Raw genomic sequence first — 16,388 nt, forward strand, 5'->3', positions numbered from 1 at the left:
TTCTTCAGATGTTCGCTTGGTTGGCGATGCGGGCATCTGCCTCTCGCACCGCCTCGCAGAACCGGCGGATTGCCGCAGCATCCTTGATGCCTTTGGCCTGTTCCACGCCGGAACTCACGTCAACGGCCCAGGGCCGCACCTGAAGAATCCCCTCGGTCACATTTCCGGCATGCAACCCACCAGACAAAACGACTGGACGGGGCACGTTTGGAGGAATGAGGGACCAATCGAAAACCTTTCCGCCGCCGCCATAGCCCTCGACGTGGGCGTCGAGCAGGATGGCCTGGGCGGTGGGATATTGAGAAGCGAAGTCTAGCAAATCGAAGCCGGGCGCCATACGGGCAGCGCGAAGATAGGGGCGCTGGGCCGAATCGCAGGCGGATGGCGTCTCATCGCCATGGAATTGCAGCAGAAGCTGCGGGATGGCAGCCGTTGCCTGCCGAATCTCGTCCGGCGAAGGATTCACGAACAACCCTACCGGCATCACGAAGGCAGGCAGACGGAGAGCCAGTTCGGCGGCCCGCTCGACACTCACGTGCCGTGGGCTGCGCGGCCACAGCACGAAACCGATCGCATCAGCGCCGGCCTCGACCGCGGCGTGCAGGTCGGCCTCACGGGTGATGCCGCAGATCTTGATTCGGGTGCGTTCGTTCATCGGTGCTCAGGGCAGCCAGTCCATGGCGGGTGTGCGTTCGGGAATCGCATGACGTGCATCGTAATGCGGCCCCAGGAAGTACAGCCCGTCGGGGGCGAAGGTAGGCGCCGCGCGGCTGCGGTCACGCGCTTCCAGGACGGCTTCCAGCCAAGGCACATCACGCGTTCCGTTGCCGACGGCGATGAGGCAACCCATGATGTTGCGCACCATGTGATGCAGGAACGCACTGGCTTCGAAGTCGAAACGCCAGTAGGCGCCGCGACGCTCGATGGCGATGGTTCTCAGCACCTTCACGGGAGAGGCAGCTTGGCATTCGGAAGAACGGAAGGCGCTGAAGTCGTGCTCGCCGATGAGCACGCCAGCGGCTTCGCGCATCGCTTCGTGATTCAGCGGCCGAAAGCTCCAGCCGGCTGAACCTGCCTCGATGGCCGGCCGCACGGGCGATTCCAGCACCAGGTAGGCATAACGCCGCCCCCGGGCGCTATTGCGGGCATGGAAGTCGTCGGCGACCGGCACGCACCACTGGACGGCAATGTCGGGCGGCAGGAAACGGTTGGTGCCCCGCACCCAGGAGAATGATTCGCGCTGCACCTCCACGTCGATGTGGACGACCTGGTTCAGCGCATGCACGCCGGAGTCAGTGCGGCCGGCGCAAAGGGTGGTGACGGGGCGATCGGCGAAGCTGGAAAGGGCCGCTTCGAGCTTGTCCTGGACGGTGTTGCCATCCGGCTGGCTCTGCCAGCCGAAGTAGGACTGTCCTCGATAGCTGACGCCAAGGGCCAGCCTCATTCACCCAACTCCAAAAGAACTGAGCGACAGAGGCTGGGCGCGATGAGAACCCGGCCTCAGGCCAGGTCCTTGAGCATGCCCTCAGCCTTGCTCTTGAGCGCGCCGCTGGCCTTGGCAACGACTTCCTGCAGCAGGTCGCGCGCGCCTTCCATGTCACCGATCTGGCGGAATTCCTCGGCCAGCTCCAGCTTGCGGGCGAGCGGGTCGCCACCATCGTCATCGGCACCGAAGTCGATGTTGGACAGGTCGTCAGCTGCTGCACCACCAGCCTGGGCGGCACCGCCACCAGCATTGAGATCCAGCGAGATGGACGACAGGTCAAAGTCCATCGCGAAGTCGCTCGACGTGCCCTGCGCGGGCGCGGGAGGCGTGGCCGGCAGGTCAGGCAACGAACCGAAGTCCATTGCGTTGTCGGCTTGCTGCGTGGGACGCTGCATGGGCTGCGTGGCCGTCAGAGGCGCCGGAGCGCTCATGGGCTCGACCGGTGTGTCCAGATCCAGGTCGAGATCGAGCATGCCGCTGTCTACCGCGTCGCGGACCTCGCGGGCCTCGCGTGCGTTCTGCAGCTCGGCATTGGCGGCCTCGAACTGCGAGGGCGTGGGCAGCACCGACTGCGGCATGGTGCTCGCGCCCAGCGGCTCGGTCACCGGCGCGCCGTCGGCGCCTGCCGGCGTCACGGGGGCACCACCCGGCTGGTAGAGCGCGTTCTCGGGATCGATCTGCTGACCAAGCTCCTGGGCCTTGGCCCAGTCTTCGCCCTGGCCCTGCGTCAGCGCGAACAGCTGCGTGGCCAGGAGCTCGAAGCCCTTGGTGTCGCGGCGCTTGGCATAGACTTCGAGCAGCTTGGTGCGGATGGCCAGGCGCTCGGGGTTGCTGCGCATGGCCTCCTTGAGGATTTCCTCGGCCTGCAGGTCGCGGCCGTAGGCGAGGTACACGTCGGCCTCGGCCACCGGGTCCACGTCGCCGATGGCGTCGAGCTGGCTCAGCGAGTAGCTCATGGACGAGGAAGCGCCACCTGCATCACGCGTGTCGATGCGCTGGCCGCCGCTGGCGCCGAAGAACGAGTCCGGCTGCAGGCGGCTTTCGAGGAAGGACGTCTCGCCGCTGTCCTTCTTGGAGCGGCGCGTGAAGCGATAGATGCCGAAGGCCGCAAGCAGCGCGACGACGGCAGCGCCAAGGCCGAGCGCCCAAGGGTTCTCGTCGACCATCGTGCCGAGTACGCTGGGCTCCTCAACCGGCGGTGCAGGCGGACGAACCGGCGGCTTGGCCGCAGGCTTGGGCGCAGCAACCACTGGAGAAGCGGCCGCCTCAGGCTGGCTGGCGGCCATGGCCGGCGCGCTGGCCGGAACGGGGGCAGCCGCCACGACCGGAGCCGGCGCGGGTGCCGGAGCAACCACGGGAGCAGGCGCCGGCGTCGGCGCCGCCACGGAAGCAGGCTTGGGTGCTGCCACCGGTGCCGGAGCAGGCGGCGGAGGTGCAGGCACGGCGACCACCGGCTTGGGCGCGGGTGCGGCGGCCGTGGTGGTGGGGGCCGGAGCCGGCGTGGCGGGCACGGCCGGCGTCTTGGCCGGCGCCGTGGAGGCCGCGCCGGAGAGCTTCTTCAGCTCCTCGACGTTCTTGGAGAGTTCAGCCACACGCGACTGCGCCGCCGTCTTCTCGCGCTCCTTGGAGAGCTTTTCCTCAGGCGCCGAAGCCTTCACGCCACCCTTGCTCAGCGTGAGCTTGTCGGGCGTGGGCGCGGCCGCGACCTTGCGGTCTTCGACGTTGGTCTGGACCTTGCCGCCTGCTTGGCGTGAAGCGCCTTCGACCTTGGCTTCGGCAACGGTGCCGGCAAGCTTCTGGCGATACGCACCGAAGTCAGCGCTCTGTGCATGGATGACTTCGCGAGCCTCGCCGGGCGACACCGCCTTGGCCTCTTCGGCGCTGGGCACGTTCAACACGACGCCCGAACGCAGGCGGTTCATGTTGTTGTCGATGAAGGCCTGCTGGTTGCCGCGGTACAGCGACACGAGCATCTGGTCGAGAGAAACACCCTGGCGCTGGGTGCGGCCGGCAATCTTGCCCAGCGTGTCGCCGGGACGCACGCGGTATTCGTCGCCGGTGGAGGGACCGGGCTTGCTGGCGGGTTCCGCACCAGCCGTCGAGGACGCGGGCGCGGAGGCCTTGGGCGTGGAGGCGCGACGCTCGCCTCGCGGCGCTGGTGCCGGCGTCGTGGCGACACTCGGAGCGGGCGCCGGAGCCGGTTGGCTGATCACGGGCGCCGTGGTCGGCGCCGGGGCTTGCTGGGCCTGCCGGGTCGGCGGATCGAACAGCAGCGTGTATTCGCGGACCAGGCGGCCGGTCGACCAGTTGATCTCCAGGATCACGTCGACGAAGGGCTCCTGGACGGCACGGTCGCTGGTGAGGCGCAGGTAGGGACGGCCATCGGCACGCTGCGACAGCGTGACGGTGGTACCAGGAAGAACTGCGTTGTAGTCGACACCCGCCGCACGGTACGACTCCGGCGGCGCGACGCGCACGCGCAGGTTCGCCTGCTCCTCCGGCGTCATGCTCGTGATGTCGATTTCGGCGCGCAGGGACTCGCCCAGCGCAGACTGCACCGCCAGGCGCCCCAGACCCAGCGCCCAGACATCGGGCACAGCGGTCATCCACAGGGCAGCCGCAGCCACCCCGGTCAAGGCGAATCGCCCGGTGTACAGCGAGTTTCGTTTCAAGGCGTCTCCCAACACTCGATCATGCAAATGCCCTCTGGCACTGCCACATTCGCGGCCTGATCCGGCGTCCAACCCGGACAAAGGCGGCGAGAAAACCAGAAATCACAATAACATCAAGAAGATACGGTGACAAGCTAATGCAATTACTGACATTCTTGCCTTCGGAAGTTCCGTGGCCGAATGCCTACAAATCACGAATGCTTACCTGAACGGGCAACGCCGGCCATCCCACGTTGCCCGTATCCGTCATGTCACGCGTCCAGCAGGATGCGCAGCATGCGGCGCAGCGGTTCGGCCGCGCCCCACAGCAGTTGATCGCCGATGGTGAAGGCACCGAGGTACTCCGGCCCCATCGCCATCTTGCGGATGCGGCCCACGGGGATCGTCAGCGTACCGGTCACCACCACGGGCGTGAGGTCACGGATGGTGGCTTCCCGGTTGTTCGGTACCACCTTCACCCACTGGTTGTCGGAGGCGATCATCGCCTCGACGTCCGCCAGCGGCACGTCCTTCTTGAGCTTGAAGGTCAGGGCCTGGCTGTGGCAGCGCATCGCACCCACGCGCACGCAGAAGCCGTCCACGGGAGTGGCCGCCGTGCCGAAGCCTTCGCCCTGGCCGAGGATCTTGTTGGTCTCGGCCATGCCCTTCCACTCTTCGCGGCTCACGCCGTTGCCCAGGTCCTTGTCGATCCAGGGGATGAGCGAGCCGCCCAGCGGCACGCCGAAGTTGGCAGTTTCGGATTCAGTGAGTGCTTGCTGCTTGGCAAGCAGCTTGCGGTCGATTTCGAGGATGGCGCTCTTGGGATCGGCCAGCAGCTCGCGCACTTCGGCGTGGAGCGTGCCGAACTGGGTGAGCAGCTCGCGCATGTGCTGCGCCCCGCCGCCGGATGCAGCCTGGTAGGTCTGCGTGCTCATCCACTCCACGAGCCCCGCCTTGTACAGCGCGCCCACGCCCATGAGCATGCAGCTCACGGTGCAGTTGCCGCCGATCCAGTTGCGGCCGCCCTTGGCGAGCGCGTTCTTGATGACCGGCAGGTTGACCGGATCGAGGATGATGACCGCGTCATCCTTCATGCGCAGCGTGGACGCCGCGTCGATCCAGTGGCCCGTCCAGCCGGCTGCGCGCAGCTTGGGGAAGACCTCGGTGGTGTAGTCGCCGCCCTGGCAGGTGATGACGATGTCGCAGCGCTTGAGCGCCTCGATGTCGAACGCGTCCTTCAGCGTCGACTCGTTCTTCGCATAGGCCGGCGCCTTGCCGCCCACCGCGCTGGTGCTGAAGAACACCGGCTCGATCAGGCCGAAATCACCTTCGGCCTGCATGCGATCCATCAGCACGGAACCGACCATGCCGCGCCAACCAACCAATCCTACGACTCTCATCTCAATGCCCTTAGTTGCTGAAAACCTCTCCACTTCTCCGGACTCGAATCGCCGGAGAGGTAGGGGCGAGACGAACCGGAGCTACTAGCTCGTGGTAATGGTTTTGGTAATGGTTTTCGAAATGGCGGCAACGACGGCGTCACCCATTTCGCGGGTACCGACGCGCGTGGTGCCTTCGGACCAGATGTCGCCCGTGCGCAAGCCCGACGCAAGCACGTGCTTGACGGCCGACTCAATGCGGTCGGCAGCTTCGGGTTGGGCGAGGGAGTAGCGGAGCATCATGGCAGCGGACAGTATTGTAGCCAGAGGGTTGGCAATTCCCTTGCCGGCAATGTCCGGCGCGCTGCCGTGGCTGGGTTCGTACAGGCCCTTGTTGTTCGCATCCAGCGACGCCGAGGGCAGCATGCCGATGGAACCGGTGAGCATGGCGGCCTCGTCCGAGAGGATGTCGCCGAACATGTTGCCCGTGACCAGCACGTCGAACTTCTTGGGCGCCTTCACCAGCTGCATGGCAGCGTTGTCGACGTACATGTGGTCGAGTTCCACGTCCGGGTACTGGGCGTGGATCTCGGTGACGATGTCCTTCCAGAACTGGAAGGTCTCCAGCACGTTGGCCTTGTCCACGCTCGTGACGCGCTTGCCGCGCTTGCGGGCGGCCTGGAAGGCGACGTGGGCGATGCGCTCGATCTCGGGACGCGAGTAGCGCATGGTGTCGAAGGCCTCGGTCTGGCCTTCGAAGGCGCCGTCGGGCGAGAGGCGGCGGCCGCGTGGCTGGCCGAAGTAGATGTCGCCGGTCAGCTCTCGGATGATGAGGATGTCCAGCCCCGCCACCAGCTCAGGCTTGAGGCTGGAGGCATGCGTCAGCTCTTCGTAGCAGATGGCCGGGCGGAAGTTGGCGAACAGCTGCAGGTTCTTGCGCAGCCCCAGGATGGCCTGCTCCGGGCGCAGCGCGCGCTCGAGCTTGTCGAACTTCCAGTCGCCCACGGCGCCGAACAGGACGGCGTCGGCATCCTTGGCCAGCTTCAGGGTCGATTCAGGCAGCGGATGGCCGTGGGCCTCGTAGGCGGCACCGCCCACCAGGGCATGCTCCATCTCGAAGGACAGGTCCAGCACCTTGAGCACCTTCACGGCCTCGGCCACGATCTCGGTTCCGATGCCGTCGCCCGGCAGCACTGCAATCTTCACGAATCACTTCCTTTTTTGACCACGGCGAGACGCTCGACCAGCACCTTCTCGCAAAGCTTGAACAACACATAGAACACCGCCGCCAGGTAGCCTGAGACGATCAGGCCGCCCAGCTGCCTCAACCCGCCCTCGTTCACTGCATCCACCCCGTGCATGCCGAGGAACTCGAGGTTCGCCCCGAGCGTGTGGAGCAAGTTCAGCGTGAGCATGCCAAACAGCACGAAGCACACGCCCATCAGGACAAAGGTCAGCCACCAGTAGCGAAAGAGGAACGCGTAGAGGCGGCTGTACACGGCGGGCTCAGATCGTATGGGCGAGCCACGGCTTCTTCAGCAGGCGCTCCGCCTCGAAGGCCTTGATCTTGTCGGCATGGCGCAGCGTGAGGCCGATGTCGTCGAAGCCATTGAGCAGGCAGTATTTGCGGAAGGGCTGGACGTCGAACGGAATCGCGGTGCCGTCGGGCTTGATCACCACCTGCCGCTCGAGGTCGATGGTCAGCTCGTAGCCGATGAAGGCCGCCTGCTCATCGAACAGCTGCCCCACCACATGCTCGGGCAGCACGATGGGCAGCAGGCCGTTCTTGAAGCAGTTGTTGAAGAAGATGTCGGCGTAGCTCGGCGCAATCAGCGCCCGGAAACCGTACTGCTCCAGCGCCCAGGGCGCGTGCTCGCGCGAGGAGCCGCAACCGAAGTTCTTGCGCGCGACCAGCACGGAGGCGCCCTGGTAGCGCGGCTGGTTGAGCACGAAGTCCGGGTTGGGTTTGCGCGAGGCCGGATCCTGCCCCGGGTAGCCCGGGTCGAGGTAGCGCCACTCGTCGAACAGGTTCGGACCGAAGCCCGACTTCTTGATGGACTTCAGGAACTGCTTGGGGATGATCGCGTCGGTGTCGACGTTGTCACGGTCCATCGGGGCGACGAGCCCCTTGTGAATGCGAAACGGCTGCATGGCTTACTTCTTCTTGGTGGCGGCGTCTTCGATGGATTCACCGGCCTTCTTGATGTCCTTGCCGATGCCGTCGATGGTGTTGCAGGCGGCGAGGACGAACATGGCGGCAATGATGAGGAGCAGATTCTTCATACGATTCCCCTTCCAGATCCCAACGAGCTTTGTTGATGTCAGGCGATGCGGCGCACATCCACGAAATGCCCTTCCATCGCCGCCGCGGCCGCCATGGCTGGGCTGACGAGGTGGGTGCGGCCGCCGGCGCCCTGGCGGCCTTCGAAATTTCGGTTGGAGGTGGAGGCGCAGCGCTCGCCCGGCTCCAGCCGGTCGGCATTCATGGCCAGGCACATGGAGCAGCCCGGCTCGCGCCACTCGAAGCCCGCCGCCTTGAAGACCTGGTCGAGGCCTTCGCGCTCGGCCTGTTCCTTCACCAGGCCCGAGCCCGGCACCACCAGCGCCAGCTTCACGTTGGAGGCCACCTTGCCGCCGATGCGACGCACCACGGCCGCTGCCTCGCGCATGTCCTCGATGCGCGAGTTGGTGCACGAGCCGATGAACACCTTGTCGATCAGGATGTCGGAGATCGGCTTGTTCGGCTCCAGGTTCATGTAGGTCAGCGCCCGCTCGATCGCGCCGCGCTTGGCCGGGTCCTTCTCGCGGTCGGGGTCCGGCACGCGGTCTTCGATGGACAGCACCATCTCGGGCGAGGTGCCCCAGGTGACCTGCGGGCGGATGGTGGCGGCGTCGAGCTCGACCACCGCGTCCCAGTGCGCGTCAGCGTCGGAACGCAGCGTGCGCCAGTACTCCATGGCCTGCTGAAGCTCCAGGCCCTGCGGCGAGAACGGACGGCCCTGCACGTACTTCAGCGTGGTCTCGTCCACGCCGATCAAGCCGGCGCGCGCACCAGCCTCGATGGCCATGTTGCACACCGTCATGCGGCCTTCCATGCTCAGCGCGCGGATGGCGGAGCCCGCGAATTCGATGGTGTAGCCCGTGCCGCCGGCGGTGCCGATGCGGCCGATGATGGCCAGCACGATGTCCTTGGCGCTGCAGCCTTTGGCGAGGGTGCCTTCCACCTTCACCAGCAGGTTCTTGGCCTTCTTGGCCAGGAGCGTCTGCGTCGCCAGCACGTGCTCGACTTCGCTCGTGCCGATGCCATGCGCCAGCGCACCGAAGGCGCCGTGGGTAGACGTGTGGGAGTCACCGCATACCACCGTCATGCCCGGCAGCGTCGCGCCCTGCTCGGGGCCGATCACGTGGACGATGCCCTGGCGCTTGTCGGTCATCTTGAACTGCGTGATGCCGTTGCGGTCGCAGTTCGCGTCGAGCGTGTCCACCTGCAGCTTGGACACCGGGTCGGCGATGCCGTGCGAGCGGTCGGTGGTGGGCACGTTGTGGTCGCTCACCGCCAGGTTGGCGGATATGCGCCAGGCCTTGCGCCCGGCCAGGTCCAGGCCTTCGAAGGCCTGGGGGCTGGTCACCTCGTGCAGCAGATGACGGTCGATGTAGAGGATGGCGGTGCCGTCTTCCTCGGTGTGAACAACGTGTTCGTCCCAGATCTTGTCGTAGAGCGTGCGGGCCATGGTCTCTTGCAGTCGGTCTGCGCTTGACTTCGGTGAACCGCCGATTTTAGGCGCTGTGCCGGCCTTGACGGTGCGGCGCAGCAAAAAGGGGCGCGGATTTCTCCGCGCCCCTGTCTCGATGAAGGGAAAGTGTGGCTTACCAGCCGATGTCCTTCAGCAGTTCGAAGGTCAGGTCGGTAGGCAGCACCACGGAATGCAGCAGGTCGCCGTTGATCGCCGGTTCCATGATGAGGTTCGGGAAGGCGATGGTGTCGAAGTGCGACACCGACGAACCGCTCTGGAACGGGTTCGGCGCGAACAGGCGTGCCCGGCCGGCGGTGTCGGCACCGGCGTACTGCCCGGCATTGACGCCCAGCAGTGCCGTCACGCCCGAGGACGTGCGGGTGCGCTTGGACAAGGCCGCCTTCAGCAGGTTGCCGTCCGCCAGCGACACGCTGATCGCCGGGATGGTCACCGTCGGATCCGCACCGCCCAGGCCAGGCGCGCTGCCCACCGCGTTGTTGACCACGATCACCCCGATGGCGCCGGCGTTCTGCACGTTCTTGGCCTTGACCGCGAACGTACAGGTGCCGCGGTCGACCAGCGCGATGCGGCCGTTGACCGCCAGCGCATTGGCCGCGCTCAGCGGGGTACAGGCCAGGCCGGTCGAGGTGCCCGTGTCCACCACCGGCATCAGCGTGCCGCTCACGCCAGGCGACGACAGCGGCGGGCCGAAGGAGGCCGTGCCGATGTTGTAGGGTCCAGCCGCAGTGCCCGCTGCCGGTCCGCTGATGGTCAGCGCCGGGGTTCCCAGGCTGAGCACCTCAGGCACCTTGGCCGTCACGCCGGCACCGCTCCAGGTCAGCTTGCCGGTGTTCAGGGACGACGTCGCGCGCTGCGCGTCGGTCATGTTCACCCACAGCATGTTGGCCGTGTCGTCGTAGATGTAGTGATCCCAGATCGACGGGCGGCCATCGAACTGCGCACCGGTCGCGCCGCTGGTGAAGGTCTGGAAGCCCAGGCCGTGGCCAAACTCATGCAGCAGCACGGAGACCAGGTCGATCAGCGGGCCGTGGTTGTTGTCCAGGCCGAGGTAGAACGGCGAACCGGGCAGGCAGTCGGCGAACAGGCCCAGGCGCGAGTTGAAGCGCGCGCGGATGTCCTGGCCGTCCACCGGGTCGCCGGCGCTCAGGTTGGTTCCCGAGAGCTTGTTGGCCAGGGCCTGCGGATACCAGGTATTGGGCTTGCCCGCACCAGCGAAGTCGCGCCAGATGTTCCATGCGCCTGCGCTACCGAGCACGGCACTGCTGGCCGTGCAGGTCAGCGGCTCGAAGCTCGCGCGGATGGTGATGGTCTGGCTGCTGGTCAGCGTGGCGCCCCAGATGTCGGCCGCGGCCTGGAAGGCGTTGAGCCGCTGCTGGCCGAGCGTCGTGCCGGGATTTCCACCAACGGGTGCTGCCGGCGTCGGGTCGTTGAAGCCCTCGCCCGCGGCGTTCATGTTCAGGATGACGATGGTCGCCGCGGCCTGCGCCTGCATGGCCGACAGCGCCAGGGTGGCGGAGAAGGCCGCGCCGATCAGCGCGCCCAGGAACTTACTTTTCTTCATAGGTGTGCTCCTTGTGGGAGTGGGCGACGGCAGTGGCGGCGGCCTTCGGGTCGAGGACCAGCCTCTCTGCGGTTTCCTTGCCGGTCACGCATTGCATGGCCAGCGATCCATCGGCCTTGCGGGTGATGACCGAGTACGACAGGAAGCTGTCGTTGACGCGATAGCGAACGCCGTTGGTGGAGCGGATTTCCACCGGGGCGCGCGTGTCGGGGTTGCTGCTCGGAGCGGCTGCGGTGGCGTCGGCGCGTGCCTTGGCCACGGCAGCGTCCATCGCCTGGGCTTCTTCGGCGGTCGGGGCGCGAAGCTGTCCGGTCACCGGATCGCGCACGATGCGCATGCCCACGGCATCGGCCGCGAAGACCGGTGCCGACACGACGAGCGCGGAAATGACAGCAGCCAGGCCAGCGGCCCGGAACTTGATTTCAGCCATGATGATTCCTTTCGTGTCAGGCGGACTTGCGGCGGCGCAGCGCCAGTGCAGCCAGGCCCAGCGCCATCAGCGCATAGGTCTCGGGTTCGGGCACGGCCACCGCCACGGTGTCGATGCCCATGTAGTTCGAGGTGTCGGCACTGCCGAAGTACTCGAAGGCGAAGCGACCGACGCCGCCACCGCCCACGCCGGACAGCGTGACGGTGTATTGCGTCCAGCCGTCCACGGTGGCCACGGTGGGTGCGAGCACCTCGGTCACCATTTCGCTGCCGCCCAGGGCGGTCGAGCCGGCGAGCACGGCGAAGGTGTCGCTGAAGCCCGCACCGGCCGATCCGTCGCCGCGTGCATAGAACGTGAGGGTCACGTCAGACGCGAGCGAGAAGTACGGCGTGATGAGGAAGTTGTCGATGAACCCGCCCGGGGGTGCGGCCAGGTAGTTCGACGCGATGTACGAGTTGGCGGCACCCGATTGCGACGAGAACGCCGTGGTGTTGTCACCTTGGAACCAAGGGGTACCGGACGACGGGGAACTGACGTTGGCCAGCACCCAGCCGCTGCCCGACAAGGTGGAGACGTCGTCGAACCCTTCGCTCAGCAGGTTGACGGCTTGGGATGTCGAGGCCAGCCCGGCCAATGCGAGGGCCGCGCTTATTTTTGCGATCTTCATGAAAACTCCAGAATGAACCACGATTGGGCTCAAGGCGCAGGCCGTTTTCGGTGAAGCATGCTTTTGGCCGGCGTCTTCACCGGCCGTGGCACCTCTGGTAGAAATGCCGGTTCCGGTGACCCTCCTGGCACGTGACTTTTTCACGCGCAGCTTGCAGGCTAGGCTCCTAGTTCCCTGGTCGCAACCCCCTCGTTCATGGGCGGTAGCAACCCGAAGAGTGTTTCTCCGAGTTCCATCGGCCGGGACGGGCACAAAGAAAAAGCCCCACCGTCTTTCGACGGCGGGGCTTTGCTTTGCTGCGGTGCAGTTTGTGCGATCAGCGCTTGTCCAGCGCCACCACGTCGCGTTTGGAAGCACCGTTGTAGAGCTGGCGCGGACGGCCGATCTTGTACTCGGGGTCGCCGATCATTTCGTTGAGCTGTGCGATCCAGCCCACAGTCCGTGCGAGGGCGAAGATGGCGGTGAACAGCGACACCGGGATGCCGATGGCGCGCTGCACGATGCCCGAGTAGAAATCGACGTTCGGGTAGAGCTTGCGGGCGACGAAGTATTCGTCTTCCAGCGCAATCTTCTCCAGCTCCATCGCGAGCTTCAGGATCGGGTCGTTGGTCTTGCCCAGGGCGCCCAGCACCTCGTGGCAGGTCTCGCGCATCAGCTTGGCACGCGGGTCGTAGTTCTTGTACACGCGGTGGCCGAAGCCCATCAGCTTGACGTTGGAGTTCTTGTCCTTCACCTGCTTGATGAACTCGCCGATCTTCTCGACGCCGCCCATCTTCTGGACGTCTTCGAGCATGTTCAGCGCCGCCTCGTTGGCGCCACCGTGGGCCGGGCCCCACAGGCAGGCCACGCCTGCAGCGATGGCCGCGAACGGGTTGGTGCCCGACGAGCCGCACAGGCGCACGGTGGAGGTGGAAGCGTTCTGCTCGTGGTCGGCGTGCAGGATGAAGATGCGGTCGATGGCGCGCGTGAGCACGTCGTTGGGCACGTACTCTTCGCAGGGCGTGGCGAACATCATGCGCATGAAGTTCGCAGAGTACGACAGGTCGTTCTTCGGATAGATGTACGGCTGGCCGATGCCGTACTTGTAGGCCATGGCCACCAGCGTGGGCATCTTGGCGATCAGGCGGATGGCCGAGATCTCGCGGTGCTGCGGGTTGTTGATGTCGGTGCTGTCGTGATAGAAGGCCGACAGCGCGCCCACCAGGCCGGTCATCACCGCCATCGGGTGGGCGTCACGGCGGAAGCCGCGCAGGAAGAACTGCATCTGCTCGTTGACCATCGTGTGGCGCGTCACCAGGCCGTTGAACTCGGTCTTCTGCGTGGCGTTGGGCAGCTCGCCGTTGAGCAGCAGGTAGCAGGTTTCCAGGAAGTCGCACTGCGTGGCCAGCTGTTCGATCGGGTAGCCGCGGTACAGCAGCTCGCCCTTGTCGCCGTCGATGTAGGTGATCTTCGACTGGCACGCCGCCGTCGAGAGAAAGCCCGGGTCATAGGTGAACTTGCCGGTCTGCGCGTAAAGCTTGCGGATGTCGATCACGTCCGGCCCGATGGAGCCTTTGTAGATCGGCAAATCCATGCTCGGGCTGCCGTCGGAGAACGCTAGGGTGGCTTTCACATCGGACGGGATCATGGTCGTTCCTTGAAGTGCTGGGAAATGGAGAGAGTGGGCTTTTGTCTCGGAGGGCTGGTCTTCGTCAGCTCTACTGCGGTGCGCGCATCAACTGCAGGACCTGCACGACCTCGTCGCGCGCGAGTTCGCCTTCCGGCTCCTTGCGCGCGAGGAAGAGATCCAGCAGGTCGTTGTCGGACAGGTCCATCAGGGCTTCGACGCCGCCCGCCTGCTCGGTCGTGAGCGAGTCGGCGTGGCGCTCGAAGAAGCGCTCGATGAACAGGTCGTTCTCCAAAAGGCCGCGCCGGCAGCGCCAGCGCAGCTTGGACAGGGCCCGTTCGTCGATGCGAGTGTGCATGGCGTCTCTTGCAGTGAGCTGAATGGGGTCTTGGCGCTCAGACGGCGCGGCGGACCATCAGCTCCTTGATCTTGCCGATGGCCTTGGTGGGGTTCAGTCCCTTGGGGCACACGTCGACGCAGTTCATGATGGTGTGGCAGCGGAAGAGCCGGTACGGGTCTTCCAGGTTGTCCAGCCGGTCGCCGGTGGCCTGGTCGCGGCTGTCGGCGATGAAGCGGTAGGCCTGCAGCAAACCGGCGGGGCCGACGAACTTGTCGGGGTTCCACCAGAAGCTCGGGCAGCTCGTGGAGCAGCTCGCGCACAGGATGCACTCGTACAGGCCGTTCAGCTCTTCGCGCTCCTCGGGCGACTGCAGGCGCTCCTTCTCGGGCGGCGCGTCGTCGTTGACGAGGTAGGGCTTGATGGAGTTGTACTGCTTGAAGAACTGCGTCATGTCCACGATCAGGTCGCGGATGACCGGCAGGCCGGGCAGCGGCTTGAGCACGATCGGGTCCTTGAGCGTGCGCATGTTGGTCAGGCACGCCAGGCCGTTCTTGCCGTTGATGTTCATCGCATCCGAGCCGCACACGCCTTCGCGGCAGGAGCGGCGGAAGCTGAGCGTCGGATCGACCGCCTTGAGCTTCATCAGTGCATCAAGCAGCATGCGCTCGGAGCCGTCGAGCTCGACCTCGATGGTCTGCATGCGCGGCTTGGCGTCGGTGTCGGGGTCGTAGCGGTAGATCTGGAATACGCGCTTGGTCATGAGATTCTTTCGTGTCCCAACGATTTAGAACGAGCGGACCTTGGGCGGAATGGACTCCACCGTGAGCGGCTTGAGGTTCACCGGCTTGTAGTCCAGGCGATTGCCTTCGCTGTACCACAGGGTGTGCTTCATCCACTCCTTGTCATTGCGGCCGTTCGGGAACTCGGGCGTGTCAGCGTAGTCGTCCACGGTGTGGGCACCGCGGCTTTCATGGCGGGCAGCAGCGGAGATCATCGTGGCCAGCGCCACTTCGATGAGGTTCTCCACTTCCAGCGCCTCGATGCGGGCGGTGTTGAACACCTTCGACTTGTCGGCGAGGTGGATGTTCTTCACGCGCTCGGCGATGGCCTTGATCTGGTGGACGCCCTCGTCCATCTTGGCCTGCGTGCGGAACACGCTGGCGTGGGCCTGCATGCTCTGGCGGATGTCGTTGGCGACGTCTTGCGCGTACTCGCCGCCGGTGCTGCCATCGAGCTTGGCCAGGCGTGCCAGCGTGAAGTCGGCAGCGTCCTTGGGCAGTTCCTTGTGAGCCTTGGTCTTCAGCGCCGTATCGACGATGTGGTTGCCGGCCGCGCGGCCGAACACCAGCAGGTCCAGCAGCGAGTTCGTGCCCAGGCGGTTCGCGCCGTGCACGCTCACGCAGGCGCACTCGCCCACCGCGTACAGGCCGTTGACCACCGTGTTCGGGCCGTCCGCCGTCGGCACGACCACCTGGCCGTGGATGTTGGTCGGGATGCCGCCCATCTGGTAGTGGATGGTCGGCACCACGGGAATCGGCTCCTTGGTGATGTCGACGTTGGCGAAGTTGTGGCCGATCTCGAACACCGAGGGCAGGCGCTTCATGATGGTCTCGGCGCCCAGGTGGGTCATGTCGAGCACCACGTAGTCCTTGTTCGGACCACAGCCACGGCCTTCCTTGATCTCCTGGTCCATGCAGCGCGAGACGAAGTCACGCGGTGCGAGGTCCTTCAGCGTCGGGGCGTAGCGCTCCATGAAGCGTTCACCGTTGCTGTTGCGCAGGATGGCGCCTTCGCCACGGCAGCCCTCGGTCAGCAGCACGCCCGCGCCGGCCACGCCGGTCGGGTGGAACTGCCAGAACTCCATGTCTTCCAGCGGGATGCCGGCGCGCGCGGCCATGCCCAGGCCGTCACCGGTGTTGATGAAGGCGTTGGTGCTCGCCGCGAAGATACGCCCCGCCCCGCCGGTGGCCAGCAGCACGGTCTTGCCTTCGAGGATGTGCACCTCGCCGGTTTCCATTTCCAGCGCGGTCACGCCCAGCACGTCGCCGCTGTCGTCGCGGATGAGGTCCAGCGCCATCCACTCGACGAAGAACTGGGTGCGGGCCTTGACGTTCTGCTGGTACAGCGTGTGCAGCATGGCGTGGCCGGTGCGGTCGGCTGCGGCGCAGGCGCGCTGCACAGGCTTCTCGCCGTAGTTGGCGGTGTGACCGCCAAACGGACGCTGGTAGATCGTGCCGTCCGGGTTGCGGTCGAAGGGCATGCCGAAGTGCTCGAGCTCGTACACGACCTTGGGCGCTTCGCGGCACATGAACTCGATCGCGTCCTGGTCGCCGAGCCAGTCAGAGCCCTTGACGGTGTCGAAGAAGTGGTAGTGCCAGTTGTCCTCGCTCATGTTGCCCAGCGAGGCGCCGATGCCGCCTTGCGCGGCCACGGTGTGCGAACGGGTCGGGAAGACCTTGGACAGCACGGCCACCGACAGGCCGGCGCGGGCGAGCTGCAGCGAGGCGCGCATG

Annotated in this window: 16 protein-coding genes; all 16 read right to left on the reverse strand. The window is 65.8% G+C overall.

Features of this window, described 5'->3' with window-relative positions; genetic code table 11:
- Positions 1-4 precede the first annotated feature (4 nt).
- Positions 5-655 carry a phosphoribosylanthranilate isomerase gene (locus tag DZC73_RS00935; RefSeq protein WP_124538325.1) on the reverse strand — a complete coding sequence of 217 codons (651 nt, stop codon included), beginning with the start codon at positions 653-655 and terminating at the stop codon, positions 5-7.
- Between the two features lie 6 nt (positions 656-661).
- Positions 662-1,444, reverse strand: coding sequence for a tRNA pseudouridine(38-40) synthase TruA (gene truA, locus DZC73_RS00940; RefSeq protein WP_124538326.1), 783 nt, complete (start codon positions 1,442-1,444; stop codon positions 662-664).
- Between the two features lie 56 nt (positions 1,445-1,500).
- Positions 1,501-4,158, reverse strand: coding sequence for a FimV/HubP family polar landmark protein (locus tag DZC73_RS00945; protein ID WP_235834942.1), 2,658 nt, complete (start codon positions 4,156-4,158; stop codon positions 1,501-1,503).
- Between the two features lie 251 nt (positions 4,159-4,409).
- Entirely contained in the window at positions 4,410-5,537 is a 1,128-nt protein-coding gene (gene asd, locus DZC73_RS00950) for an aspartate-semialdehyde dehydrogenase (RefSeq protein ID WP_124538327.1), read from the reverse strand.
- An 84-nt stretch (positions 5,538-5,621) separates the two neighbouring features.
- Positions 5,622-6,722 carry a 3-isopropylmalate dehydrogenase gene (leuB, locus tag DZC73_RS00955; RefSeq protein ID WP_124538328.1) on the reverse strand — a complete coding sequence of 367 codons (1,101 nt, stop codon included), beginning with the start codon at positions 6,720-6,722 and terminating at the stop codon, positions 5,622-5,624.
- A complete protein-coding gene (locus DZC73_RS00960; protein WP_124538329.1) occupies positions 6,719-7,015 on the reverse strand; it encodes a hypothetical protein in 297 nt (98 codons plus the stop codon). The genes leuB and DZC73_RS00960 overlap by 4 nt, the downstream gene beginning before the upstream one ends.
- Positions 7,016-7,022: 7 nt before the next feature.
- Positions 7,023-7,667 carry a 3-isopropylmalate dehydratase small subunit gene (gene leuD / locus DZC73_RS00965; RefSeq protein ID WP_124538330.1) on the reverse strand — a complete coding sequence of 215 codons (645 nt, stop codon included), beginning with the start codon at positions 7,665-7,667 and terminating at the stop codon, positions 7,023-7,025.
- 3 nt (positions 7,668-7,670) lie between these two features.
- Positions 7,671-7,799 carry an entericidin A/B family lipoprotein gene (locus DZC73_RS00970; protein ID WP_124538331.1) on the reverse strand — a complete coding sequence of 43 codons (129 nt, stop codon included), beginning with the start codon at positions 7,797-7,799 and terminating at the stop codon, positions 7,671-7,673.
- A 38-nt stretch (positions 7,800-7,837) separates the two neighbouring features.
- Positions 7,838-9,247, reverse strand: coding sequence for a 3-isopropylmalate dehydratase large subunit (gene leuC, locus DZC73_RS00975; protein WP_124538332.1), 1,410 nt, complete (start codon positions 9,245-9,247; stop codon positions 7,838-7,840).
- Positions 9,248-9,383: 136 nt separating this feature from the next.
- Positions 9,384-10,832: a PA domain-containing protein gene (locus DZC73_RS00980; RefSeq protein ID WP_124538333.1), complete on the reverse strand. Its 1,449-nt coding sequence runs from the start codon at positions 10,830-10,832 to the stop codon at positions 9,384-9,386.
- Complete coding sequence (locus DZC73_RS00985; protein WP_124538334.1) at positions 10,819-11,262, reverse strand: post-PEP-CTERM-1 domain-containing protein; 444 nt, start codon at positions 11,260-11,262, stop codon at positions 10,819-10,821. Before DZC73_RS00985 ends, DZC73_RS00980 begins: the two co-directional genes overlap by 14 nt.
- Before the next feature lie 16 nt (positions 11,263-11,278).
- A complete protein-coding gene (locus tag DZC73_RS00990; RefSeq protein ID WP_124538335.1) occupies positions 11,279-11,929 on the reverse strand; it encodes a choice-of-anchor J family PEP-CTERM protein in 651 nt (216 codons plus the stop codon).
- A gap of 316 nt (positions 11,930-12,245) precedes the next feature.
- The gene (gltA, locus tag DZC73_RS00995; RefSeq protein WP_124538336.1) at positions 12,246-13,556 is read right to left on the reverse strand and encodes a citrate synthase; all 1,311 of its coding nucleotides are present in this window, start codon (positions 13,554-13,556) and stop codon (positions 12,246-12,248) included.
- Positions 13,557-13,626: 70 nt separating this feature from the next.
- Positions 13,627-13,893, reverse strand: a complete 267-nt coding sequence (locus DZC73_RS01000) for an FAD assembly factor SdhE (protein ID WP_124538337.1) — start codon at positions 13,891-13,893, stop codon at positions 13,627-13,629.
- A 37-nt stretch (positions 13,894-13,930) separates the two neighbouring features.
- Complete coding sequence (locus DZC73_RS01005; RefSeq protein ID WP_124538338.1) at positions 13,931-14,635, reverse strand: succinate dehydrogenase iron-sulfur subunit; 705 nt, start codon at positions 14,633-14,635, stop codon at positions 13,931-13,933.
- 24 nt (positions 14,636-14,659) lie between these two features.
- A complete protein-coding gene (gene sdhA / locus DZC73_RS01010; RefSeq protein ID WP_235835015.1) occupies positions 14,660-16,387 on the reverse strand; it encodes a succinate dehydrogenase flavoprotein subunit in 1,728 nt (575 codons plus the stop codon).
- Between the last annotated feature and the right edge of the window lies 1 nt (position 16,388).

It is taken from the genome of Rhizobacter terrae, assembly GCF_003852895.1.
Classification (GTDB): Bacteria; Pseudomonadota; Gammaproteobacteria; order Burkholderiales; family Burkholderiaceae_C; genus Albitalea; species Albitalea terrae.

Bases quoted from the DNA above. Each gene is read 5' to 3' on its own strand.
- DZC73_RS00935 (WP_124538325.1), bottom strand. From the start codon at position 655: ATGAACGAACGCACCCGAATCAAGATCTGCGGCATCACCCGTGAGGCC.
- truA (WP_124538326.1), bottom strand. From the start codon at position 1,444: ATGAGGCTGGCCCTTGGCGTCAGCTATCGAGGACAGTCCTACTTCGGC.
- asd (WP_124538327.1), bottom strand. From the start codon at position 5,537: ATGAGAGTCGTAGGATTGGTTGGTTGGCGCGGCATGGTCGGTTCCGTG.
- leuD (WP_124538330.1), bottom strand. From the start codon at position 7,667: ATGCAGCCGTTTCGCATTCACAAGGGGCTCGTCGCCCCGATGGACCGT.
- DZC73_RS00970 (WP_124538331.1), bottom strand. From the start codon at position 7,799: ATGAAGAATCTGCTCCTCATCATTGCCGCCATGTTCGTCCTCGCCGCC.
- leuC (WP_124538332.1), bottom strand. From the start codon at position 9,247: ATGGCCCGCACGCTCTACGACAAGATCTGGGACGAACACGTTGTTCAC.
- DZC73_RS00980 (WP_124538333.1), bottom strand. From the start codon at position 10,832: ATGAAGAAAAGTAAGTTCCTGGGCGCGCTGATCGGCGCGGCCTTCTCC.
- DZC73_RS00985 (WP_124538334.1), bottom strand. From the start codon at position 11,262: ATGGCTGAAATCAAGTTCCGGGCCGCTGGCCTGGCTGCTGTCATTTCC.
- DZC73_RS00990 (WP_124538335.1), bottom strand. From the start codon at position 11,929: ATGAAGATCGCAAAAATAAGCGCGGCCCTCGCATTGGCCGGGCTGGCC.
- gltA (WP_124538336.1), bottom strand. From the start codon at position 13,556: ATGATCCCGTCCGATGTGAAAGCCACCCTAGCGTTCTCCGACGGCAGC.
- DZC73_RS01000 (WP_124538337.1), bottom strand. From the start codon at position 13,893: ATGCACACTCGCATCGACGAACGGGCCCTGTCCAAGCTGCGCTGGCGC.
- DZC73_RS01005 (WP_124538338.1), bottom strand. From the start codon at position 14,635: ATGACCAAGCGCGTATTCCAGATCTACCGCTACGACCCCGACACCGAC.
- sdhA (WP_235835015.1), bottom strand. From the start codon at position 16,387: ATGCGCGCCTCGCTGCAGCTCGCCCGCGCCGGCCTGTCGGTGGCCGTG.